24 protein-coding genes are annotated in these 22,127 nt (G+C 62.3%); 12 read left to right on the plus strand and 12 right to left on the minus strand.

Features of this window, described 5'->3' with window-relative positions; all coding sequences use genetic code 11:
* Positions 1–251: 251 nt before the first annotated feature.
* The 3 genes from bamA to HY852_RS05950 all read left to right on the plus strand — a co-directional run bounded on the left by bamA (position 252) and on the right by HY852_RS05950 (position 4,379).
* On the plus strand, positions 252–2,588 hold the full coding sequence (bamA, locus tag HY852_RS05940) for an outer membrane protein assembly factor BamA (protein ID WP_291603417.1): 2,337 nt from the start codon (positions 252–254) through the stop codon (positions 2,586–2,588).
* A gap of 368 nt (positions 2,589–2,956) precedes the next feature.
* On the plus strand, positions 2,957–3,316 hold the full coding sequence (locus HY852_RS05945) for a hypothetical protein (protein ID WP_291603419.1): 360 nt from the start codon (positions 2,957–2,959) through the stop codon (positions 3,314–3,316).
* Positions 3,317–3,380: 64 nt separating this feature from the next.
* The gene (locus tag HY852_RS05950; RefSeq protein WP_291603421.1) at positions 3,381–4,379 is read left to right on the plus strand and encodes a DUF3592 domain-containing protein; all 999 of its coding nucleotides are present in this window, start codon (positions 3,381–3,383) and stop codon (positions 4,377–4,379) included.
* A gap of 54 nt (positions 4,380–4,433) precedes the next feature.
* Here HY852_RS05950 and HY852_RS05955 read toward each other — a convergent pair whose 3' ends face one another.
* Positions 4,434–5,009 carry a hypothetical protein gene (locus tag HY852_RS05955; protein WP_291603423.1) on the minus strand — a complete coding sequence of 192 codons (576 nt, stop codon included), beginning with the start codon at positions 5,007–5,009 and terminating at the stop codon, positions 4,434–4,436.
* Positions 5,010–5,059: 50 nt separating this feature from the next.
* Positions 5,060–5,593, minus strand: coding sequence for a GcrA family cell cycle regulator (locus tag HY852_RS05960; protein ID WP_291603425.1), 534 nt, complete (start codon positions 5,591–5,593; stop codon positions 5,060–5,062).
* 170 nt (positions 5,594–5,763) lie between these two features.
* Between HY852_RS05960 and HY852_RS05965 the strand changes: the two genes are divergently transcribed.
* Both HY852_RS05965 and HY852_RS05970 read left to right on the plus strand, forming a co-directional pair.
* Positions 5,764–6,399: a S24 family peptidase gene (locus tag HY852_RS05965; protein ID WP_291603426.1), complete on the plus strand. Its 636-nt coding sequence runs from the start codon at positions 5,764–5,766 to the stop codon at positions 6,397–6,399.
* 143 nt (positions 6,400–6,542) lie between these two features.
* Positions 6,543–6,818, plus strand: a complete 276-nt coding sequence (locus HY852_RS05970; protein WP_291603427.1) for a hypothetical protein — start codon at positions 6,543–6,545, stop codon at positions 6,816–6,818.
* 48 nt (positions 6,819–6,866) lie between these two features.
* On the opposite strand, the gene HY852_RS05975 is transcribed toward HY852_RS05970, so the two are convergent.
* Entirely contained in the window at positions 6,867–7,841 is a 975-nt protein-coding gene (locus tag HY852_RS05975) for a quinone oxidoreductase (RefSeq protein WP_291603428.1), read from the minus strand.
* Between the two features lie 110 nt (positions 7,842–7,951).
* The gene (locus tag HY852_RS05980; RefSeq protein ID WP_291603429.1) at positions 7,952–8,620 is read right to left on the minus strand and encodes an NAD(P)H-dependent oxidoreductase; all 669 of its coding nucleotides are present in this window, start codon (positions 8,618–8,620) and stop codon (positions 7,952–7,954) included.
* A gap of 168 nt (positions 8,621–8,788) precedes the next feature.
* Between HY852_RS05980 and HY852_RS05985 the strand changes: the two genes are divergently transcribed.
* From HY852_RS05985 to HY852_RS05995, 3 genes are all read left to right on the plus strand, one after another.
* Positions 8,789–8,983 carry a hypothetical protein gene (locus tag HY852_RS05985; RefSeq protein WP_291603430.1) on the plus strand — a complete coding sequence of 65 codons (195 nt, stop codon included), beginning with the start codon at positions 8,789–8,791 and terminating at the stop codon, positions 8,981–8,983.
* A gap of 173 nt (positions 8,984–9,156) precedes the next feature.
* On the plus strand, positions 9,157–10,104 hold the full coding sequence (locus HY852_RS05990; protein ID WP_291603431.1) for a MoxR family ATPase: 948 nt from the start codon (positions 9,157–9,159) through the stop codon (positions 10,102–10,104).
* A gap of 5 nt (positions 10,105–10,109) precedes the next feature.
* Positions 10,110–11,486 (plus strand): VWA domain-containing protein, encoded by a 1,377-nt coding sequence (locus tag HY852_RS05995; RefSeq protein ID WP_291603432.1) that lies wholly within the window; start codon positions 10,110–10,112, stop codon positions 11,484–11,486.
* A gap of 33 nt (positions 11,487–11,519) precedes the next feature.
* Here the strand turns inward: HY852_RS05995 and HY852_RS06000 are convergent, their stop codons facing one another.
* Positions 11,520–11,705 (minus strand): hypothetical protein, encoded by a 186-nt coding sequence (locus HY852_RS06000; protein WP_291603433.1) that lies wholly within the window; start codon positions 11,703–11,705, stop codon positions 11,520–11,522.
* Between the two features lie 327 nt (positions 11,706–12,032).
* Between HY852_RS06000 and HY852_RS06005 the strand changes: the two genes are divergently transcribed.
* From HY852_RS06005 to HY852_RS06020, 4 genes are all read left to right on the plus strand, one after another.
* Positions 12,033–12,248: a hypothetical protein gene (locus HY852_RS06005; protein WP_291603434.1), complete on the plus strand. Its 216-nt coding sequence runs from the start codon at positions 12,033–12,035 to the stop codon at positions 12,246–12,248.
* 237 nt (positions 12,249–12,485) lie between these two features.
* Positions 12,486–12,944, plus strand: a complete 459-nt coding sequence (locus HY852_RS06010) for an Hsp20 family protein (protein ID WP_291603435.1) — start codon at positions 12,486–12,488, stop codon at positions 12,942–12,944.
* An 80-nt stretch (positions 12,945–13,024) separates the two neighbouring features.
* Positions 13,025–13,516 (plus strand): Hsp20/alpha crystallin family protein, encoded by a 492-nt coding sequence (locus HY852_RS06015; RefSeq protein WP_291603436.1) that lies wholly within the window; start codon positions 13,025–13,027, stop codon positions 13,514–13,516.
* 93 nt (positions 13,517–13,609) lie between these two features.
* Positions 13,610–14,080 (plus strand): hypothetical protein, encoded by a 471-nt coding sequence (locus tag HY852_RS06020; protein WP_291603437.1) that lies wholly within the window; start codon positions 13,610–13,612, stop codon positions 14,078–14,080.
* A 13-nt stretch (positions 14,081–14,093) separates the two neighbouring features.
* On the opposite strand, the gene HY852_RS06025 is transcribed toward HY852_RS06020, so the two are convergent.
* The 7 genes from HY852_RS06025 to HY852_RS06055 all read right to left on the minus strand — a co-directional run bounded on the left by HY852_RS06025 (position 14,094) and on the right by HY852_RS06055 (position 22,114).
* Positions 14,094–15,356, minus strand: coding sequence for an allantoate amidohydrolase (locus tag HY852_RS06025; RefSeq protein ID WP_291603438.1), 1,263 nt, complete (start codon positions 15,354–15,356; stop codon positions 14,094–14,096).
* 192 nt (positions 15,357–15,548) lie between these two features.
* Entirely contained in the window at positions 15,549–16,484 is a 936-nt protein-coding gene (gene puuE, locus HY852_RS06030) for an allantoinase PuuE (RefSeq protein ID WP_291603440.1), read from the minus strand.
* 3 nt (positions 16,485–16,487) lie between these two features.
* Positions 16,488–16,901 carry a DUF3830 family protein gene (locus tag HY852_RS06035; protein WP_291603442.1) on the minus strand — a complete coding sequence of 138 codons (414 nt, stop codon included), beginning with the start codon at positions 16,899–16,901 and terminating at the stop codon, positions 16,488–16,490.
* Between the two features lie 1,176 nt (positions 16,902–18,077).
* Complete coding sequence (locus HY852_RS06040) at positions 18,078–18,515, minus strand: GFA family protein (RefSeq protein WP_291603444.1); 438 nt, start codon at positions 18,513–18,515, stop codon at positions 18,078–18,080.
* 312 nt (positions 18,516–18,827) lie between these two features.
* Positions 18,828–19,784 carry a YihY/virulence factor BrkB family protein gene (locus HY852_RS06045; RefSeq protein WP_367116326.1) on the minus strand — a complete coding sequence of 319 codons (957 nt, stop codon included), beginning with the start codon at positions 19,782–19,784 and terminating at the stop codon, positions 18,828–18,830.
* Between the two features lie 38 nt (positions 19,785–19,822).
* Positions 19,823–20,044: a phage holin family protein gene (locus tag HY852_RS06050; RefSeq protein WP_291603447.1), complete on the minus strand. Its 222-nt coding sequence runs from the start codon at positions 20,042–20,044 to the stop codon at positions 19,823–19,825.
* 336 nt (positions 20,045–20,380) lie between these two features.
* On the minus strand, positions 20,381–22,114 hold the full coding sequence (locus HY852_RS06055) for a caspase family protein (RefSeq protein ID WP_291603449.1): 1,734 nt from the start codon (positions 22,112–22,114) through the stop codon (positions 20,381–20,383).
* Positions 22,115–22,127 lie beyond the last annotated feature (13 nt).

Here is a 22,127-nt window from a genome sequence, read left to right on the forward strand (position 1 = left end):
CTCCCCACCGTCTGCGCATAGCCTTTCGACCGTAGGCGCGAGCGTTATTTCGCATCCTGGCTAGGCGGTATTTGAAGCAGCTATACGACGAATCTTGGATTCAGCCCGCTCGGCACTGCGTCAAAATTGTGGCGGCAATTAAGATTGGCCCGCAACAGACCCCACCTCCGACATTGTTTCGCCCCGGCCGGGCAGTTCGATCTGGCCGCCAGACCATCGACGGGCGAGACGTGGCGAAAACCAGCAAAGTCATGCATCGGCAGCGACTCCGCTTTCAGGTCTCGCCTGCATTGCTTGCGGCCGTGCTCGGTTTTTGCGCTCTCAGCCCCGCCGGCGCCGAGGCTCCGACGGTTGAGGGTAGCTCGATTAGGGTCGAAGGCAATCGGCGCATCGACGCCGAGGCGGTCCGCGCCTATTTTCACCCTACGCCGGACGGGCATTACGATGCCGAGACACTCGATGCCGCCCTGAAGGCGTTGCTCGCGACCGGACTGTTCGACGAGGTAAAGATCGGTCTCGCCGGCAGAGGCGTCATTGTTCAGGTAACCGAGGCGAAGGTACTCGGTCGCGTCGCCTTCGAGGGCAACCGGAAGATCAAGGACTCCGATCTTTCGGCAACGGTTCAATCGAAGGCGCGCGGCTCACTACAGCGCGCGACCGTGCAGGCCGACGTCGGACGGATTCTCGAAGCCTATCGGCATATCGGGCGCGATGACGTCAGCATCGTGCCGGAGACGATCGACCGTGGCAACGATCGCGTCGATCTCATCTTCAGGATCGCTGAAGGCGGGAAGACAACGGTGCGGCAGATCAATTTCGTCGGCAATCGCGCATTCGGCCGTCGTCAGCTAGCCGCCGTGATCAACACCTCCGCAAGCAATCTACTCAGTTTCCTTACCCACTCGGACGTCTATGATCCGGATCGTATCGCGAACGATCGCGAGCGACTTCGCCTTTATTATCGCAATCACGGCTATGCCGATGCCAACGTCGCCGATTCGCATGTCGAATATGATCCGGCGCTCCACGGTTTTGCCGTGACATTCGCGATCGATGAGGGCGAGGCCTACCGCTTCGGCAACATCGACATTGAATGCAATGTCCCCGGGCTGGATGCTTCAGCATTGCGCTCTCGTTTGTTCGCCCGAACAGGCGCGGAGTTCGACGGCAGTGCGATCGAGAAGAGCACGGAGGCGCTGGCCATCGAGATGGCAAAGCTCGGCTATCCCTTCGCGCACGCCCTTCCCCGCACGGCGCGCGACCCGTTGACTCATCGGATTGACGTCACTTTCGTCATCAATCAGGGCTCGCGCAGCTACGTCGAGCGCATCGACATCCGCGGCAACGGCCGCACGCGCGACTATGTCATCCGCCGTGAATTCGACATCGCGGAAGGTGATGCCTTTAACCAGACGCTGGTCGATCGCGCCGAGCGCCGGCTGAAGAACCTGAACTACTTCAGAAGCGTCAAGATCTCGACCAGACCGGGCTCCAGTTCCGATCGCGTCGTGCTTGACGTCGAAGCCGTCGATCAGCCCACCGGCAATTTCTTCGTTTCAGGCGGCTACTCGACCACGGACGGATGGCTTGGCGAGGTCAAGCTCGGCGATCGTAATTTCTACGGCACGGGAACGGCCTTGGAGGGCAAATTCAGCTACGGGCAGTATGCCCGCGGCGTGGATCTCTCGGTCTCGGAGCCCCATTTTCTTGGCAGCCGTGCCACCGGCGGCGCCGAACTGTTCGCGAGACAAGGTTTCGCCAGCAGCTACCAGTCGTACGGCAGCGACGTCTATGGCGCCAACCTTACGCTCGGCACGCCGATCAGCGAGCAAACCGGCGTGCAGTGGCGCTATTCGATCTACAACCAGGATGTCACGCTGTCGCCGCTCGCATCAGGCGCGACGGTGTCGCTGCCGATCCAGCAGGCCGCATTGGCTGGCCCAGCCTGGGTGTCGGCGGTTGGCACCACCACCACTTACAGCACGCTCGACAACAGCAAGAGCCCGACCAGCGGCATCAACTCGCAGCTACGGCAGGATCTCGCCGGCCTCGGCGGGGACGTAAGGTTCCTGCGCACCACCGAGGATGTGCGCTACTACCACGCGCTGAATAATGGTCTGGTCGGCATGGTTCGCGCCCAGGGCGGCTACGTCACTGGCTGGGGCGGACAGCAGGCCCCGCTGCTCAACAGCTTTTTCGGCGGGCCGAGCATGGTCCGCGGGTTCGCCCCCAACGGCTTCGGTCCGCGCGACGTGACGGCTGGCAGCACCATGGATAACGTCGGCGGCAGCATGTACTGGGCGACCACGGCGGAACTGCAGAGCGGCATCCCCGGCATTCCCGATGAATATGGCCTGAAGGCTTCGGCCTTCGTCGATGCGGGATCGGTGTTCCGTTATACCGGCCCGACGACGTTCGGTGCCCAGCCGGTCAAGGTGGCAAACGCGAACATCCTGCGTTCGTCGGTCGGCGTAGGTCTGAGCTGGGCCTCGCCCTTCGGGGCGCTGACCGTGAACTATGCCGTACCCGTCACCAAAGCCGCCTATGACGTGACGCAGCCGTTCAGCTTCGGCGTCTCTCCGTTTTGAGAACTCGACGATTCAGCCGAAGGCATATCTCAGCATCAACTACACATAGGCGCAGGTGAACGGCGTCGGCCTGAGATCTGCTTCGCCCTGAAGGCGACGTCTTCCCCAGCAGACTTGTATCGACCTTTGCTGCGAATCAGCCCAGGGCGCCATAACCGCGCCGGTGATTTTCCGCGTCTTGGAACGCGTCCGGCCGCCACCGAGGCGAACGCAGCAGCAGCCGCGAAGTTCTGATGAGGCGCGGACCTTAATTGCTTTGAACCGCCTTTCAGCCGACCGCGACCAAACGCTGTGCGAACGGCCACGCAGATCACGGGCGCCATGGCTGCATCGAACAATCAGGGCGCGCCAGCTCAAAGGAAGAGTTGATGTTTTCTCGCTGCAATCTCATCACAGGTGGCGCGTTTGCGCTTCTCGCCCTTGTTGGTGCACATGGCGCATGGGCGCAGGAGGTCAAGATGAACCTGTTCAAGATTATTACCGTCAAGGACGAAATTGTTATCGGCCTGTCTGCCGAAGAACTCAAGTCGCTCGGCGGCAACGATGCCAGCGCGGTTGCGCACGCGCTGGCGCAGAAGGGCGATCTCACGGTGTGGCAGTATAACGTCCACCGCGGTGCGAACGGCGAGCTGCAGCAGGCCCCCACCGCCAAGATCGGACTGCTGGCCAACTCGTCGCTGCGCGTCGAACCCTATACGACGCCTTATACGGTATTGCCGCACCCGTAGCCTGCTTGACGCTGCAGCCGACCCAAACTCGTCATCCTTGCTCCGGGAACGTAAGCGCTGGACCATGGATAGCATCCAATTGCTCTGGACCCAGATCGGCGCCGGAGTTTCGACAGTTCTGTTTGGCGGCACGCTGTTCAACCTGCTTCGCTTGCGAAGTCGGATCGCGGCCGCCGCCAGATGGACCCGCGTTGAAGGCGTCATCCTGGCATCGGAGGTCCATGCACCCCTCGTACCCGTGTCTGATGACCAGGACGACGCCACTCCGACCGTCCGCTATCGTTACCGCGTCGGCGAGCGGGAGTTCGAGAGCGACAGGACCATGATCGGCGGCGAACCGCTTACGACGCGCATGCTCGCACGCCGGCTGGTGGCACGCTATCCGGTCGGAGCCCTTGTCGATGTTCATGTGGACCCAAAAGATCCGGCCAATGCGGTCCTGGATCCGACGCACACCAGCAATTTGGCGGCGCTGACTGCACTGATGGTGACGTTTGGCGCGATCGCAGCGGTCTTGATCGCGCATACGATCGCGGGTCGGGTACTCTATACCAGCAACGGCGTTCCTCTCTTCGCATTCCTCCTCCCCGCAGCCGCCTTCGCCGCTGCCATCGCCTCGGTCCTTTCCTTCGCGGGGAAGCGCAGGCTCGCAAGCGCCAGCTCGGGATGGCCGACCGTGCCGGGAAAGATCACCTCGTCGACCGTGATCGAGGAATTGATCGAAGAACACAGCGACGATGACGAGGGACGGATCAAGATTATTCGCCGGTATCAGGTCGACCTTCGCTATGCCTACCGGGTCGGCAGGCGGGATTTGGTTGGTCTCAACGCCCATTGGGGATGGACGGGGGTCTATGGCCTTCGTGATCTCGCGGGAGCCGAGGCGAGCCGTTATCCAGAGGGACAGGCCGTGACGGTCTACTATGACCCGCAGCATCCAGCCAACGCCGTGCTCGAACCGGGAGGCCGTCAAGGCTCGGCCGCTCCGCTGGCCTTCGGCGCGGTCTGCGCCATCGTCGGTATGGGCTTTCTGATCTTCTTCCTGCGGGTCGGCTTCGCCTGAGCGAAGACGCGACTTGTCCTGTGACTGAGTCCGAGAATGCGCCGAACCTCATGATCAGCCACGCGGAATACCGGCGGCCCCCTGGGTTGCCGTTGCAAAGCCATAGATCGACGCCAGCCGATCGAGACATTCCCGGAAGCGGCGGGCAAAATATTCGTTCCAGCGCTGGCTGCGCACGGATCGACGCTGCCCCACCTGCTCCATGGTCAGCCCGAGGACCAGCACCTCGTGCACCAGCGCCGCGCCGTCGGTACCGAGCTCGCGCTCGATCCTGTTGAGCCGCAGCACCGCATGGCGCTGGCTCTCGGTGAAGGGTTCGCGTGTCCTCACGCCATCGACATATTCTCGGGTTGGATCAATCGCCTGCGGACCCCGCTCCGCGCGCTCCCAATCGTTCTGGAAGGCGCGGCCGGCCCTGTACTGCGCCTCATCGATCTGGTGGTGGGAATGGAGCCGGCCGAGCGGATCATTGCGGATCGACCGCAATACGACGATCTTCTCGCCCGGATCGAGCGCCAGCGGGTTGTCGACATCGACCGAGGCGACCTCCGCGTTGAGCGGCAGATCGCGCGTTCGGCGATCATAGATCTTTGCCAGCCTGTACGATTTGCTGCGTTTGGCCCGTGCCACTTGTAACTACTCCTTGCCACAATGAAGATGAGGGATTCCGGCACGTCCGGTCAGGCGCTGGTCACGAGCCTCAAGACGACCGGACGGGCGGCACGCTCGGACGCGGTGCCAAGGCCTCTGGTCAGGTCAAAATGCGCCGCGCAATAGCTCGAACCCTGCCGCTTGGGATGGCCGCAAAAGGCGATCGCCTCGCCGTCCCTGTCGCCCCCGTAAGGGTATCGGCAATCGCCCGGCTCAAGCTCGTCCAGCGAAAGAAGCCGCGGACTGAGGCCGACGCAGCGCAGTTTCACCGGTTCGGCGCGCCTGAAGGCCGCCATGGGCGGCCGAACCAGATCCAGCGGCGCAGTCTTGGGCGGCCGGACCAGTCGCGGCCCGTTGGGCAGCGGCGGCACGATCGGCGGGCTTTCCACCCGATCGGGCGCAACGAGGCCCATCCGCTTGCCGCGCCCGATCGCGGCGCTCCGCGTGTAGCGGGTGCCGAATTTCTCGTTGATGGCTCTTGCAGCCTCCGAAAAGGACATGCCCCTGGCCAATAATTCGCGCAGCGCGTCGGAATGCCCCGGCGCCCAGTTGCTCGGTTCCATGTTGTCTGCCTTTTAATGAGCGCCGATCGGCCCGAAACGCCCCGGACGCCACGCCATTACTTTCCGATATTCCGAAATCAATGTCAAGCGCGATTTCGGATCTTCGTAATTGCTATAATTCTGAAATTCGGAAATAGAGGAGTGGCAAGGACTTATGCGAGGAAATGACCATGCTTGATGTCGCGATGATCGAACGGGGACTGGCAAAACCGGGCAAGACCAAGGGGGGCCTGGCGGACGCCATGGGGGTGCGCCCGGGCGCCGTGTCCGAAATCCTGGGCGGGGAACGCCTGATCAAGGCGTCGGAAATTCTGCCGATCATGGAATACCTTGAGCTGAACACCGCCCCGATCATGGGTCGGGTGGGCGCCGGGGCCGTCATTGAGCCTGACTTTGAGCAGGTCCCGCCGGACGGCCTTGGGGAGGTTCAACTGCCCTTCCCCATCGTGGAAGAGACCGTCGCATTCGAGGTAATGGGGGATTCCATGCTCCCGAAGTATGAGAACGGCGACATCATCGTCGTCTACAAGGAGCAGCGGTATCCGCTCTCGAGTTTCTTCGGCGAAGAGGCCGTGGTGCGACTCAAGACCGGTCAGCGCTACCTGAAAACCGTCGAGCGGGGAAAATCCCCCTCCGTCGTCAACCTCACGAGTTTCAACGCCAAGCCGATCGTCGGGGTGAAACTGGACTGGATCGGCGAGATCTGCCTCACCCTGCCGCGAGGCCAGATCGAGCGGCTGCGCGCCAGAACGGCGCGGACGCGGAAGACGACCAAGGGGTCGGGCTCCCGCGGCCACGAGAAATGAACGGCCGCCCCGTCGATTCGCGCCGAACAGGCCGTCACGCCAGCCAATTTCTGGTTTACAGAAATTAGGGCTTGACGAAATTCTGCTTTTCAGAAATACTGCACGTCATCCTCGGGCCACCGAGGATGACAGAGAAGGTCTCCATGCAGTATTTCGTCGTGATGATTGATTATGGCAGGCGCGGCCGCGAGGCGGTCGTCGACCCCGAAATCACCCGGCGCGAGGTGGTCAGCCGCGTAGCATCCGGCGAGTACAGGAATATCTGCTTCATCCACGAGATCGCGGACTCCTTGGTCGAGGACATCACGGACGAGATTCTCGCCGAGGCGGCGCTTCCCGAAGTTCCGCCCGATGAGACCGACCTTCAGTCGATCCGGTTCGACCATGCCCGCGACCTGCGCAAGCACGAGCGGGCCTGACGCTGGCGGCGCCACCCTCGTGCCATTCCGCGCACCTGAGCGGGCTTTTCAGACTAGGAGCACCGTCGATCCGGTCGTCTTTCGCGCGGCGAGGTCCGCGTGAGCCCTCGCCGCCTCCTTGAGCGCATAGGTCTGGTGCACCTCGATCTTCACCGCGCCCGACTTCACCACCTCGAACAGCTCGTTGGCCATGGCGACCAGGCTCTCGCGCTTGGCGGCATAGGTGAACAACGTCGGCCGGGTGACGAATAGCGATCCCTTCTGCGCGAGCAGGCCGAGGTTGAGCGGCTCGACCGCGCCGGAAGACTGGCCGAACAAGGCGGCGACTCCGAGCGGGGCAAGGCAATCCAGCGATTTCAGGAAGGTGTCCTTGCCAACGGAATCATAGACGACAGGTACTTTCCTTCCGCCGGTGATCTCGTCGACGCGCTTCACGAAATCCTCGCGCGTATAGATGATGACATGATCGCAGCCATGGGCCTTCGCGAGCTTGGCCTTTTCGTCGCTGCCGACCGTGCCGATCACGGTTGCGCCGAGGTGCTTGGCCCACTGGCTCAGGATGAGGCCCACCCCACCGGCTGCCGCATGCAGCAGGATGGTGTCGCCAGCTTTGATCCGGTAGGTCTGCCGGATCAGATATTGCGTCGTCAGCCCCTTCAGCATCATCGCCGCTGCGGTCTTGTCATCGATGCCGTCGGGCAGCTTGAGCAGGCGTTCGGCGGGAATGAGACGCGCCTCGGAATAGGCACCGAGCGGAGCGGCCCCGTAGGCGATACGATCGCCAGGCTTCAGATCGGTGACGCCCGCGCCCACTTCCTCGACGACGCCAGCCGCTTCACCGCCGAGCCCGCTCGGCAACGGCAGGGGATAGAGCCCGGTACGATGATAGATGTCGATGAAGTTCAATCCGACGGCGGTATGGCGGATGCGCGCCTCGCCGGGTCCGGGCTTGCCGACACTGACCTCCTCCCAGACCAGGACTTCGGGACCTCCGGTCTTGTGAAAGCGGATGGCGTGCGTCATGGCGTGCTCCTTGGGATTGTTGATTGTGATCCGATGTCGAGAAACGGCAGGAAAGGTTTTCAGTCCATTTACATGTGCGTGAACGAACCCGATCCGGGTCGCATCCGAAATCAATAGATGCCGACGTCGAACGGCCTCTCATCCCCGATGTGCTTGAGGCGGCTGCCATAGGCGGCGAGGAGTACGGTCCGCTGCTCCTGGTCCAGCCGGACCGGCCCGTACACGATGTGCGGCTGTAGCACGTCAAAGCCGACGAACTGCAGGATTCCGCGATGGATGGGGCGCAGGATGGCATGGATATCGCCATTGAATCCCCCCTTGCCGTAGGCCTGCTGGGGACCGCCGGTCGTCAGCGACAGCATCGCGCGCCTGCCCGTAAAGACGCCGTTGGCATAGAGCCTGTCCCCGCCATAAGTCCGTCCCATCGCGAACACCCGGTCCACCCAGCCTTTGAGAATGCCGGGAAGGGCGAACCACCAAAGCGGAAACTGCCAGATCATCAGATCGCACCATTCCAGCTTCTTCATTTCGCGCTCGATATCCTCGGCAAAGCCGAAGGTTTCCGTCGCGTGCATTTCCTCGAGCTGCTGCTTGAAATAGTCCGGGTTCTTGAGGGTGAGAAAGTTGTGGCGCCCGGAAACCGGATCGAACTGCATGGAGTAGAGATCCGAGGTAGCAACCTCGTGGCCCGCGGCCGTGAGCGTATCAACCGCCGTCTGGAACATTGCCCCGTTGAAACTCTGGTGTTCGGGATGCGCGAATACGAGCAGCATTTTCATGAATTGCCCCCGGGGAAAGCGATGTGGAACCGCCGACGTTACAAGAATGCCACAGCCGGCCACAAATATCGCGCGTTCCGCTTGTAATCGAAAGAGTTGATGGGGAGGCTTGGTGCGGTCGGCGGTAGATTCGTCGCGGGTTGAGTTCGCCTGCAAAGGAGAGCCGAGATGCCAGCTTACGTCCAGCATCACGCGATCGATACCGCACCGGTGATCTGCCCCAGCTGCATGGGCGTGTTGCCAATGTTCGTGCGTGAAGTCGAACCGCACTGGAGCATGGCCAAGATCGATTTCGTATACGAATGCGTCGACTGCGGAGCGGAGGTCCGCCACACAGTCGAAAAGCCCGAAGCTCGCCACTGATCCGTTCGGCACCTTCGCGCATGGACCGCTCAACTGAGCACAATGCTCTCCGGCTATTTGCGGGACGCGGAAAATCGCCCCGTTGGGACATAGTCATGTCCTAAACGAGGCTTGTTCTTTGCCTGGAACACAGGCAGAACAGTCACACAGCAATATGTCCGGAGCGCCTATTCGTGGCTGAACATCGGCCCTCGACCTCGATCGAGGCAGTAGAAAGCGGCCTTGCCGCTCAAGGCTATATCGCGAGCCGGCAGATTGCGACCGCGGTCTATCTTTCGCAAGCGATCGATAAACCCATACTGGTCGAAGGTCCCGCGGGCGTCGGCAAGACCGAGCTTGCCAAGGCGATCGCCGCATGGCGAGGCCAGAAGATGATCCGTCTGCAGTGCTATGAAGGGCTGGATGAAGCCAAGGCGCTTTACGAGTGGAAGTACGCCAAGCAGCTCCTCTACACCCAGATCCTGAAGGACAAGCTGGGCGAGGTGCTGGGCGGCGCCGCAACGCTCCATGCCGCTCTCGAGCAGTTGCACGATTTCGGCGACGTGTTCTTCTCTAAGGAATTCGTCGAGCCGCGGCCCCTGCTGCAGGCGCTGGAGCAGCCCGCCGGCTGTGTGCTCCTGGTCGACGAGATCGACAAGTCCGATGCCGAGTTCGAATCCCTGCTTCTGGAAATCCTTTCTGATTTCCAGGTCACCATTCCCGAGCTCGGCACCGTCTCTGCGATCACGCCCCCCACGGTGATCCTGACCTCCAACAGCGAGCGCGATCTGGGCGACGCGCTGAAGCGGCGCTGCCTGCACCTGCATATTGGGTTTCCCGAGCAGAAGCTGGAGGAACGAATCGTCGAAAGCCGCGTGCCGGGCATTTCACAGACGTTGCGCCGGCAGATGGTCGGCTTCATCAACGAGATCCGCACGCTCGACCTGAAGAAGCTGCCGTCAGTCAGCGAGACCATCGATTGGGCCCGCGTTCTGGTGCTGCTGCAGGCTTCCGAGCTTGACCACCAGATCGTGAAGGACACGCTCAACGTCCTCCTGAAGTACGAATCCGACATCGAGGCGGCGCTGCCCCAGGTCACCACGTTCGTTGCCAAGGCCATCCGCCAGAACGTTTTCGGCTGAACGCCATGCGCGAAAACCTCCATCGCTTCTTTAGGGCAGCGCGGGGGGCCGGGGTCCATGTCTCCCCCGCGGAAAGCATCGATGCGATGCGCGCCGTTGGCCAGGTCGGCGTGTCCGATCGCGGCATTCTGCGCGATACCCTCCTGCTGACGCTCGCCAAGACGCAGAATGAGAAGCGCGCGCTCGCTGATTGCTTCGATCTGTTCTTCAGTCAGCCCGAGCCGCCGAAAGATACGTCCGAACGGAATCGCACCCAGGACTCGGATGAGACCGCGTCGTACGAGGTGCCAGCCCTTGCACCTGCCGCGGGCAGCTCCCAATCAACTGATGGACTCGGTCCGCTCGCGCAGCTGCTGCTGTCACAGAATCGCAACGCAATCGCGGCAGCGACAGCCAACGCCGCGAGTGCTGCATCCCTGTCGGACATCCGCTATTCCACCCAGCGCGGAATCTTTTCCAGCCGCATTCTGGAGGCGATGGGCATCCAGCGCCTGCGCGATGACCTCGACGAGTTGACGGCGACCAATCCCGCGTTGGCCGAACGACTTACCGCTCTGCTCGAGGGCCTTCGCGAAAGCGTTCGCGAGACGGTTTCCCAGGGCCTGGTCCTCTACGGACGCGAGGAAGCGGAGAACCTGCGGAATGAGATCCTGCGCAACGCGCCGCTCGCCCGGATCGAGCCGCGCCAGGTCGAGCAGATGCGATTTCTTATCCGCCAGATTGCCCGGCGCCTGCGCGAACGCTACAGCAAGCCGCGCAAGCGCCAGCGGCGCGGCCATCTCGATGTCCGCCGGACGTTGCGGCGCAACGCGGCCTGGGGCGGAGTTCCTTTTCTCACGGCCTGGAAACGCAAGCACCGCGACAGGCCGAAGATCGTGGCCCTGTGCGACGTCTCAGGTTCCGTCGCGCGGGTCTCCGACTTCTTCCTGCTCCTGATCCACAGCCTGCACGAAGTTGTCGACGACGTGCGCTCGTTCGCCTTCTCCGGGAATCTCATCGAGGTCAGCGACATCCTTGAATCCAAGTCGCCCGAAGAAGCAATGAAGGACATCATGTCCAAAGTCGGCTTCGGCTCGTCCGATTACGGCTCCTCTTTCGCCGATTTCGAGAAGGAGTGGATGAGCACACTCACTCCGCAGACCACCGTGATCGTCCTCGGAGACGCGCGCAGCAACAATCTCGATCCGCGCGCGGACATCCTGCGCCGCATCTCCGAACGGTCTAAGCGGCTGGTATGGCTCAATCCCGAAAGCCGCATGACGTGGGGCTTCGGCGATTCCGAGATGACGCGCTATGCGACCTTCTGCAGCGTCATACGCCAGTGCGCGACCGCGCAGCAGCTTGAGCGCGCGGTGTCAGATATCGTCGCGACGTATCAGTAGCGACCGGAGCTCACGGATTTCAAGGCTCGGTGACTAGCCGGCGACTCGCGGGTCGCCATGCGCGAGATTGCGCTCCCTGAAGTGAAATGCGATCTCGTCCAGCGCGCGCTGCTCCCACTCTTCGGCCTGCGCCAGCCAGAAACTCCTGCGTTCGGAATCCAGAGCTGCCCGTTCGCGGCACAGCGATTCCTGGCTTCGAATTTCCACCAGCCTGTTCATGAACTCCACTCCCGCGCGCGAAGCCATTGGTCGTACGAGCAATGCTAGCAAAGTCGGGCGGCGGAGTCTCAGCTGACCACAAAGAGACCTGGCAGCCTCGCTGTCCTGCAACAATGATGACGTTGCAACGCAATATGGCGGGCCGATCACACTCGCGATTTCTTGATCGAACGCAGCGGGGCAATTCGGCTGCGGATCAAATTTCTTTTATCTCCATCCCAAGCCAGCGAACCTTTTCTTCGAAATCCGGACTCAATGTTGTCGCACGGTTTTCATGTGGCGCACGTATCAGCCCGTCAATACCGCACGCCTTGAGGCAGAACGAGCATGGAATTCGATGTCGATCTTACGCCGGATCAATGGGAAACCCTGAAAGCCCTGCGCAAGCCAGTCGCCCAACAGCGCCCCGCAATGGGATACGTCGTCGAACAGCTCGTTCTCCTAGGCCTCGTGGCCACGACTAACGGCATGCACGTCATTACTCCGGCCGGGCGCAAGGTCCTGATCCGCGGCTCTTCAAGGCTGCTTGACCTCGCGGCCTGAGCGCAAGCCATCGAGCTCTGGTTAATGGCATGGAAAGCCGGCGCGCCGGCTTCTTCTCGGGCTGAAAAATTTTCCGCCACCCCCTTGAAACCGTTGCGTCGGCTTCTAAGTCGTTTTTCGCCGCGAGAGCGGCGTGCCGGATGCCGAATCGGATCCGGCAATGGGCGCCGGACCGGGGATCTTTAACCCCTGTCCTGCGCACCTTCGTATCCATCTTGCTCTTAGGAGGACTTGGCTATGAGGACCCTCGACTTTGCGCCGCTGTGGCGCTCCACCATCGGTTTCGATCACTTGGCCGACCTGGTTGACAGTACCCTTCGGCAGGCGACCGAAGATAACTATCCCCCTTACAACATCGAACGTTCCGGCGAAGATGCCTACCGGATCACGCTGGCGGTGGCCGGCTTTGGCGTCCAGGACATTACCGTGACGGCCGAACAGAATGCCCTGACCATCGAAGGCAGGAAGCCCGACAGCGCGGCGCATGAATATCTCTATCAGGGTATCGCCGCGCGACCGTTCCGGCGGGTGTTCAATCTGGCCGATTACGTCCGGGTGAAGGAGGCCTCGTTCAAGGACGGCCTTCTGATCGTCGATCTCGTTCGCGAGATCCCGGAAGCGATGAAGCCGCGCAAGATCTCCATCGCGACCGGAGGCTCTTCGTCGCCGCAGATCGAGCAAAAGGAAGCAGCCTAGGCTCAACGACACGTTGAGGCCGAGCGCGGAATGCGTCTCTTCCGCGCTCCCCTTCCCGTGTCAGTGAGAAGGAGAGAACCATGGCTTTTCGTGATCTCATTCCCTGGTCCAGAAATCAGGAGCTTGCGCCCGCGCGCGAGGGCTTTGACCCATTCCTCACGTTGCATCGCGAAATGAATCGTCTGTTCGACGATGCGTTTCGCAGCTTCGGTGCGCCGAGCCTGTCGCCCCTGATGGAAGGCCGCTTCGGCTGGCCGAAAATCGAGCTCAATGACACCGACAAGGCGCTGACCGTTTCGGCCGAACTGCCCGGAATGATGGACAAGGACGTGCAGGTCGAAATCGCCAACGGCGTCCTCACCATCCGCGGCGAGAAGAAGGCCGAGCACAACGGCGAAGGCAAGTACTTCACCGAGCGCTATTACGGCTCCTTCGAGCGACGGATTCCGCTGGAGGACGTGCAGGAGGACAAGGCCGAGGCGTCGTTCAGGAACGGCGTCCTGACGATTTCGCTGCCGAAGTCGGACCATCCGCGTCCGGACGTCAAGCGCATCGCGATCAACGCGCAGTAACGTAGAACCAGGGACGGCGACCGGCACGGCCGCCGTCCGTCTCTCGACCGCAGGACCATCCCTTGGAAAGGAGCGATAAGGGAGGCACGACCCATGACCCACATCAACGCCGATACGACTGACCTTCACCCCCTATTTCACCCCGCTGCCCATTACGATTCCCCGACCGACGTGTTGAACGATGAGGAGCTCACCACGCCGGAGAAGCGGATCATTCTGTCGTCCTGGGCATCGGACATGTATGCCGTCGAATCCTGCCCGGGATTGCGCGAAGTTCCAGGCATGGACCACACCGTCCGCCTCGCCGACATACTTGCGGCGTTGCGCCAGCTCGACGGCGATGATGACCCACCAGCGCCCGGCGGCGTTCCGATGAGGCTGCGGCGGCCTTGGGCCGCCGCAGCGGAGTGCCAGGCCATGCCGAGGGAAAGCCGGGATTGCGCTCGTCCTGCTCGGCCACGCATCAGCCGCGTGGACCATTCCCTTCCTCGCATCACGAGGCCTACGCGCCCACCCGTCGAATCCAGCAGCGCATCGGCCGCCAGAAGCCGCGTGGTGTGGTGAGTAGCCATGCGCCCTAACCCCCTCGGGGCCTGAAATTCTCGATCAGCCGCAGCAGCACGCGCGCGCCGGCATCGGCGTCTGCGGTGTCGACATGCTCGCTCGGGTTATGGCTGATGCCGCCACGACAGCGCACGACGACCATGCCGATGTCGGCGACATCGATCATCGCCATGCCGTCATGCCCGGCGCCGCTCGGCAATTCGAACACGCGGAACCCCTCGCCCGCAACGGCTTCTGCGATCTGCGCCGTCAGCCACGGCGCGCAGGGTGCGGTGCGGTTCTCGTGGGTGACATCGAGTTGCAGCGACAATTCCCGACGCGCGGCGATAGCCTCGATCCGCCGCATCATGGCGGTGACCGCGCGCTGGCGATGGACATCGGTCGGCGCGCGCATGTCGATCGTAAACGAGGCCTGTCCCGGAATCACATTTGCTGCGCCCGGCTCCGCGTCAATGCAGCCGACGGTCCCGACCAGGCCGTCCTCGTCGGCGCGGCAAAGCTCCTCCACCATGCCGATGCATTCGGCGGCTCCCGTCAGCGCATCGCGCCGCAATGCCATCGGCACCGTACCGGCGTGGCCGGCCATTCCCGTCAGCCTGGCGGTAAGACGGGTGGCACCGGCGATGGCGCTGACAACGCCGACCGGCAGGCCTTCCGCCTCAAGCACCGGCCCCTGCTCGATGTGCAGTTCGACGTAGGCGAGCAGTTCTCCGCGCGTCCGCGCGGCAGTACCGATGCGGTCCGGATTAAGACCGAACCGGGTGAGCGCCTCGCGCATCGAGATGCCATCCTTGTCCCGCGCATCGAGAACGCGCCGATCGAAGGTGCCGGCGACCGCACGGCTGCCGAGCAGCGTGGAAGAATAACGAACGCCCTCCTCGTCGGCAAAGCCGACGACCTCGACCGCAAACGGAAGCCGCTTTCCCCGGCGCCTGAGATCGGCGACGCAGGAGATCGCCGTGATCAGTCCGAGCGGGCCGTCCCATTTGCCGGCATCGCGAACCGTGTCGTAATGCGATCCGAGCATCAGGCAGGGCAGGTCCGGCCGCTCGCCCTCATAGCGGGCGCACACGTTTCCGATCGCGTCGAGATGCGCGCGCATGCCCGCTTCGCGCATCCAGGTGAGGATCAGATCGGCCGCCGCACGATGTTCCCTGGTGAGAAAGATGCGCGTGAGGTAGTCGGGGCTCTCCGAGATGGCGGCGAGTTCATTGATGCGACGAACGATTGCCTCGCCCAACGCGGAGCTCTGCACACCGGCGATAGCAGCCACCATTTGCTCTTGCTTTCCAATCCTTGAGCCACGCCTACCGCAGCTTCTTCGACTAGTCGATCAAGCCTCGCGCCGACACAATCTAGCACACGGGTTCGCGTCGACCATGACCCCGCGCGCAGCATTGCCAGCCAGGATAGTCAGCGGGTCCTAATCCAGATTGGCTTCGCCTGCCGCATGCCCCGCCGCCACTGCCTAGCCGATCACATGAGCGTCTTCGGCAAGGTGCGCGAGATTGTCATGCCAATGCCGGGCGATCTCGATACGCGTCGGCACCCAGACGCGTTCGTGCTTTCCGATGTAGTCGAGGAAGCGAATCAGCCCCGCCGCGCGGCCCGGACGACCGGCCAGCCGGCAGTGCAGCCCGACCGACATCATCCTGGGCGATGTCTCCCCTTCCTCATAGAGCACGTCAAAACTGTCCTTGAGGTAAGTGAAGAACTGGTCGCCATCGCCAAAGCCCTGCGGATTGATGAAGCGCATGTCGTTGGCGTCGAGCGCATATGGGATGATGAGCTGCTTGCAGTGCGGTCCCTTCACCCAGTACGGCAGATCGTCGGCATAGGAATCGCACAGATAGAGGAAGCCGCCTTCCTCCATCAGCAGCCTGATGGTGTTGATGGAGGAGCGGCCGGTGTACCAGCCGAGCGGACGCTCGCCGGTGGCCTCGACATGCACGCGGATCGCTTCCGCGATTTCGGCACGCTCCTGCGCCTCCGTCATTTCCTTGTGCTCGATCCACTTGAGGCTGTGGCTGGCGATGTCCCAACCCGCTTCCTTCATCGCGGCAACGATTTCGGGATTGCGCTTCAAGGCAGTGGCAACACCGAACACGGTCGTCGGCCACTTGCGTTCGGTAAAGATCCGCCATAGCCGCCAGAAGCCCGCACGCGAGCCGTATTCGAACATCGATTCCACGTTGGCGTGACGCTGACCCGGCCAGGGCTGCGCACCGAGCACATCGGTCAGGAACGCCTCGGACGCATGGTCGCCGTGGAGGATGTTGTTCTCGCCACCCTCTTCGAAGTTGACCACGAACTGCACCGCGATCCTGGCATGGCCGGGCCAGCGCGGATCGGGCGGGTTGCGGCCATAGCCGCGGAGGTCGCGCGGATAGTTCGTCTCGGCCATTTCTTACGCCATTTCGAAGCGGATCTTCTGAGCTCCTTGCCACAGCACCGTCTTGCCGAGCCTCGGCAGGTTCTCAAGACCCGAGGTCAGGGTGATGAAGTGGTTGCCGGCAAGCTGGCCCACCTTGCTGGCGAAGTGTACCCCGCCATAGGCGAGCAGGATTTCGGTTTCGCTGATGCCCCCCGGATAGAGGATGACCTGGCCCGGGGCGGGGTAGCTGGTGTGGTTCTCATAGCCGACGCCGAAATCGAGATCACCGAGCGGCATCCACACGGCCTCGCCGCTCCAGCGCACGTGAATGACCTGGCTGTCGAACGGCATGGCCTTGCGGAAGGCGGCGCAGGTCCTGGGCGCCAGTTCCTCCTCGAAGCGGGCATTGAAGGTGAAGTCACCGGCGTGGATAACGAATTGGCTCATCCATTCCTCTCATCATCGAAATTTCCCGCTTATCCATTGCAGCCGGAGCATTCGGAGGCAAGCAACATTCCAGCCCTGCGAGTGGAGACTTCCGTCGGCGAGAGGTCGGATCGCATGTTCCACGATATACCGTGACCCTTATCGCTTCGGCGCGACCTTCTCGGCGTATGGGGACGGATTGGAGCGCGCGGCTCTCCGCTCTCTTCCTTGCGAGCGAAGCGAAGCAATCCAGAGTCCATCGGCGGTGACAGTCTGGATTGCTTCGGAGCTTACGCTCCTCGCAATGACGCATGAGGCACAAGCCTACGTTCTCGCGGCATGTTCTGCCCGAGTTTTGCTCGTCCTCTTCACCCTCTTATCTAACCGAGGGCGCAGGGAAGGCCGGGTGCCGGCTGGCACCCGTGGTCCGTGCGCAGAACGCACACGGGTTGGACCACAGGGCAGCCGAGACATCCCGGCCTTCCCTGCGCGAATGGTTTTAACGGCTTATGTCGTGATCTCCCCGGTGAGACGAGCTCTATTGCCACCGTCGCCGCGCGGATTTCTTGGCGCCTCACACCCGGTCGGGGTGAATCGCCTCCGCGCCGCTTGACGCCAGCTTCGGGCGCCAGGACCACACGATTTGGCCGTCCGCGCACGTCCCCGCCAGGCGTTCGACGGCTGGCGTGTGCTCACCCTCGAAGCCTTGAGCGAAGACGCTTTCAGCGCCGTTCGTCCACGCGAAAGCCTTGCTCACGGACTTGAGGCCCGCCCTGCAACGCCACTTCGCGCACGACGCAGTCGCGTCCACCGCATCCCAAGCCCGCGTTTCGTGACGACGTACGACCGCCCCTCGTGCCGGGTGAGACGAGCGACCTATACGCCATTTCCGAATTCGGTAAAAGCGAAATATTTTCGTCGGCAGGGCTTGACAGGTTTTATGGTGATTTGCCCGGCAGGCAGAATTGCGGAGCTAACGCGCCAAGACTTCCCCGACTCCATATTTCGGCATTCGACCGAACATGTGAGGTAGCGGAGATGGCGCATTTACGCGAATAGAGGAGGTCAGCGACTTGCCCGATCTGGCGCGCGGACTCTTAAGATTGATCGAATTCGCTTACTCGATGTCCGCTATGCCCCGATAGCGACCAATTCCGCATCGCAACGAAAAGCAGAAGTGCTGCGTTCGGTATCGCACTAACGACCAAAGCCGCCTTTCGGATCGAAGACCGGCTGTGTTTCTCTCCTTTTGATCGTAGGCAATGCGCTGAGCCACGCCTGGGCCGAGCGAAACCAGTACTGATCACTCGGGACCATCTGGTCGCGCTGGCGGATAGTGCCGACGCGCAAGCTCACCACTTTTGCGCCGTTGCCGATGGGCCCCGAATAGATTGGTGTACCGCAGTTGGGGCAGAATGTCTGCTCCCGCTTGTTGCCACTTTCGCCGGTCTTGACGTAGACCTTCGGCGTGCCCGACAGCAATCTAAAGCTTCCCTCCCTTGTAGGCACGACAGTGCGGAAGGCCGAGCCGGACAGCGTCTGGCAATCGGTGCAGTGACAAATCACCACCGCGGCAGGATCAACCTCAGCCTCGAATGTGATGATGCCGCAGTGGCATCGTCCATCGATCTTCATTTGCCTAACCCCATTTGCAAGTACTGAATCAAGTCTATGGAGTATGACTTGAATTGGATAGAGCCCCGAATGGTCTGCGTCGAAGGACACCCCACCCTCGCCAGCAATGAACGCTGGCAAACATTTCGCCGAAACGAAATCGCAGGATTCCTGGCTGCTTCAGCCCGTATGTGTCGCACGCGCAACTTGATCGTAACGGCTCATTTCCCCGCGACCTGGGCGGGGGCTGCGGCGCCAAATACGGGTCGCGTGCTTTGGGATCGACGAGGCGGTAGGTCCGCCCGTTGGGGTGGATCAGATTTTGCCTGGCACTCAACGTCCTTGTGGCGCACCGAGCGTGTCGGCCATTGTCGCCCGGCGCGCGCCCATGGGCTTTGGAGAGCCGGTGGTCGTGTCACGCGCAGTCTGGTGCTCCATCTCCGCGTCGAGTTCAGCTCCGATCAGGATCACGATCGCGGATAACCAGATCCATGTCATGAAGCCAATCACGGCCCCAAGCGATCCGTAGGTCTCGTTGAACTTGCCGAAGTTCGCCGCGTACCACGAGAAGAGGATAGAGGCGACGAGCCATCCGAAAGCGGCAAAGGCGCTTCCCCAGGTGATCCAACGCCATTGCGGCTTGTCGCGCGAAGGCCCGTAGCGATAAATGAGCGCGAGCGCCAAAGTCACGATGACGAACAGCGCCGGCCACCGGGCGACCTGCACAACGAACTCGGTGATGTCCGACAGGCCGAAATATCTGAGGGCTGGTGGCAGTACGACCATGGCGCCGAGCGCGAGGAGCACGAAAAGGATTCCGCCTGCCGTAAAGACGAGCGAGACTGCGTTCAAGGCGATAAATCCGCGTTTCTCTCGCTCCGAATAGACGATGTTGAGCATATCGAAGAGCGATTTCATTGCGGCATTCGCGCTCCACAACGATACCCCAAGGCTCACGGCGAATGTCAATCCCAGTGTGCCTCCGGGCTGCGATGCGACCCGCGTGAGCTGATCCCTGATGATGTCGATCGCGCCGCTCGGCAGCATCCCGGACATCGCCTGAAGACGGACGCCGAGTGTCGCCGGGTCAGCGAACAGGCCGTAAATGGCAACGAGCGCGGCGATAGCAGGAAATATCGCAAGCAGGACATAGAACGTCACACCGGCGGCGAGCGAGACGACGCGGTGTTCGGGGATGTTCTGGTAGACCCGGAGCAGAATGTCCTTCCAACCGCGCGCGGGAATTTCGGAGGGCGAGTTCGCCAGCCGGCCGCGGCCGTCATCGGACATTGGACGGCCTGGCGCTGGGCTTCGGTTTGCTTCCATTGTCACTCCCTTTGCGTGGATCTGCCCTGAAGCAGGACAACGAGCGCGGGAACCAGCAGCACGGCCCCGCCGACAATAAGTCCGAGGCCACGCGCGATGCTCGCCATGTTATCCGACAGTTCTGTGCGGGCGAGTTGCGCTTCCTTGCGCAGCAGGGTGGTCAATTGCCCAAAGAGATCGCTCACGATCTCTGGCACGGAACGCTGTTGGTTTGGAACGGCCATGACTGGTTTCCTCAGCGTGGGTTGTGGGACGCGCTGCGCCTGGGGCTTCTTCAGTGAAAGCAAACAGAAATGGGGGCGACGATGTTCCGGAGCCCGTCAAAAAACCCACGTTGAATGTGCGGAAACGTGCGGAGAGGCTGAGAATAATGAACGCACCGAGGGGCGGAAGCAGCTTGGGACCTTGCAAACCCAGAGCGTTCTGCAGTGTGTAGAGAGGCCGTGCCCAGCCCCGGCCGGTCGATGCCCGGCCGCGCCACGTTAGCGCCACAAGCGGCTACGGATGCGTTCGTGGGACCACGATCAGCCCGATGAACCGCACCGGTCCCGGCTCAACGCCTACTCACAATACGTTCTGCCGCTGAAGGTGAAGCATCGACCGCTCCCGCGCCCGCCCGTGCGTGCCTTTGGCGCGGATTCGGTGCGTTTTTCGCAGGCGCCGCTGGAGTTGAGGAAGTGGCCGGTTGGACAGCTGATCTGGACGCAGCGATTGTCTTCGGCCCGTTGTCCCGTAGCACAGATCAACGGACAGACGCGATCCGTCTTGCCGCGCACTGCATCAAGCGCATCGAGACTTGCCACTTTCGCATTCACACGGGTCCTCGCATTCCGGTTGAAGAGGTCAAGTGCCTTCTTCGAACTGTCGTCCCAGTTTCCATCGGTATTGCCCGGGTCGCACCCGACGCGCTTGAGATGAGCCTGCAACAGGCGCGCGACGTCCCTGGAGTCCATCTGCGGCGGCTGTTGTGCCGGCTCCGCCGGCTCGGTCGGCGTGCTTAGGGCCAGCCGTTCGGCCTCCAGTTTCGCCCGGCGCTTTGCCTCCTCAACCCGCGCCCGGGCATCCGCCGCCGCCTGGCGCTGGACACGCTCGAGTTCCGCACGCGCTGCCTGCGCCTTTTGCTCCGATAACCTCGCCTGCTCCTTGGCCGCATCAAGTTCTTTCCTGGCCTGCTCGGCAGCCTGAAGGCGCGCCTCTTCGAGGTCCTTCTTCGCTTGCCCGGAGAGCTTCTGCTTTGCCTCCGCGGGCTGACGGGCGATCTGCTCCTCCACCTTCTTGCGAAACTCCTGAGCCTTCTGCGCAGCCTGCTCCTCCGCCTTTGTCCGCATCTCGTCGGCGCTTGCCAGAGACTGTTCGGCCGTCAGCAACTTGGCGTTCTGCGCGCGGGCCAGGTCCGCGTAGAAACCGGATTGATGGAGCTTCAGGAACGACTCCCACGCCTCTCTGGTCCCGACCTGAGCTGCGAGTTCGTAATCGACGCGCGCCGTTGCTTCCGGGTCGGCCGGCTTCGCCGTCTGAGGCACGAGCGCCATCGTGTCCCCGCCCAGCGAGCCGTACACGAACGGCTCCTGGCGGTTTCCGGTCGTCCGGAGAACCTCATCGCGCACCCGCCCGAAGGCAATACGCAAGTCAAGTCCGGGCTCGGCAATGTGTTTGACGAGCGCCGCCGCGAACGGACTGTTCGCGCCCTCCCCGTCATTGGCGAGCGCGCCCGCCTTCGCGGCAAACGCGATCAGCGTGTTCGCCACGTCGGGCTCGACCTTGGCGAGGCCGCGGCCGATTGCGCGGCTTGCGATCGTCCGCTTCATCGTCTTGGCAAAGGGATTGTCGCGGCACGCATCAAGAATGACGAGCCTCAGCCGCTTCACCGCGGAGAGCGCCCACATCACCCGATCGAGCGATATTGTCTCATCCTCGATATCGAAATCGCTGAGCAGCCTGGCGTCGGCCGGGATCAGATAGTTGGTTCCGTTGACCTCGATGCCATGGCCGGCGAAATAGACCACAGCGACGTCGGCATCTGCCGCCGTCAGGGAAAAATCCCTGATCGCCCGGCGCAACGCGGCGACGCCCAGATCATGCTGAATGGTGACGACGTCAAAGCCCGCCCTCTTGAGAAGACCCGCAACCAGGTCGGCGTCGTGCGCCGGATTTTCAAGGCGCGGCACATGCTGATATTCAGACATGCCAATGACGAGGGCGACGCGCTTGTCCGCGAAGGCCGCGTCCGCACACAGGCAGAACCACATACCCAAGAGCACCAGGAGAATGGGCCGCGCGAACGCCCGCATCATGCGATGTCCAAAG

Origin of the sequence: Bradyrhizobium sp., from assembly GCF_016213215.1 — a bacterium.
Classification (GTDB): domain Bacteria; phylum Pseudomonadota; class Alphaproteobacteria; order Rhizobiales; family Xanthobacteraceae; genus Bradyrhizobium.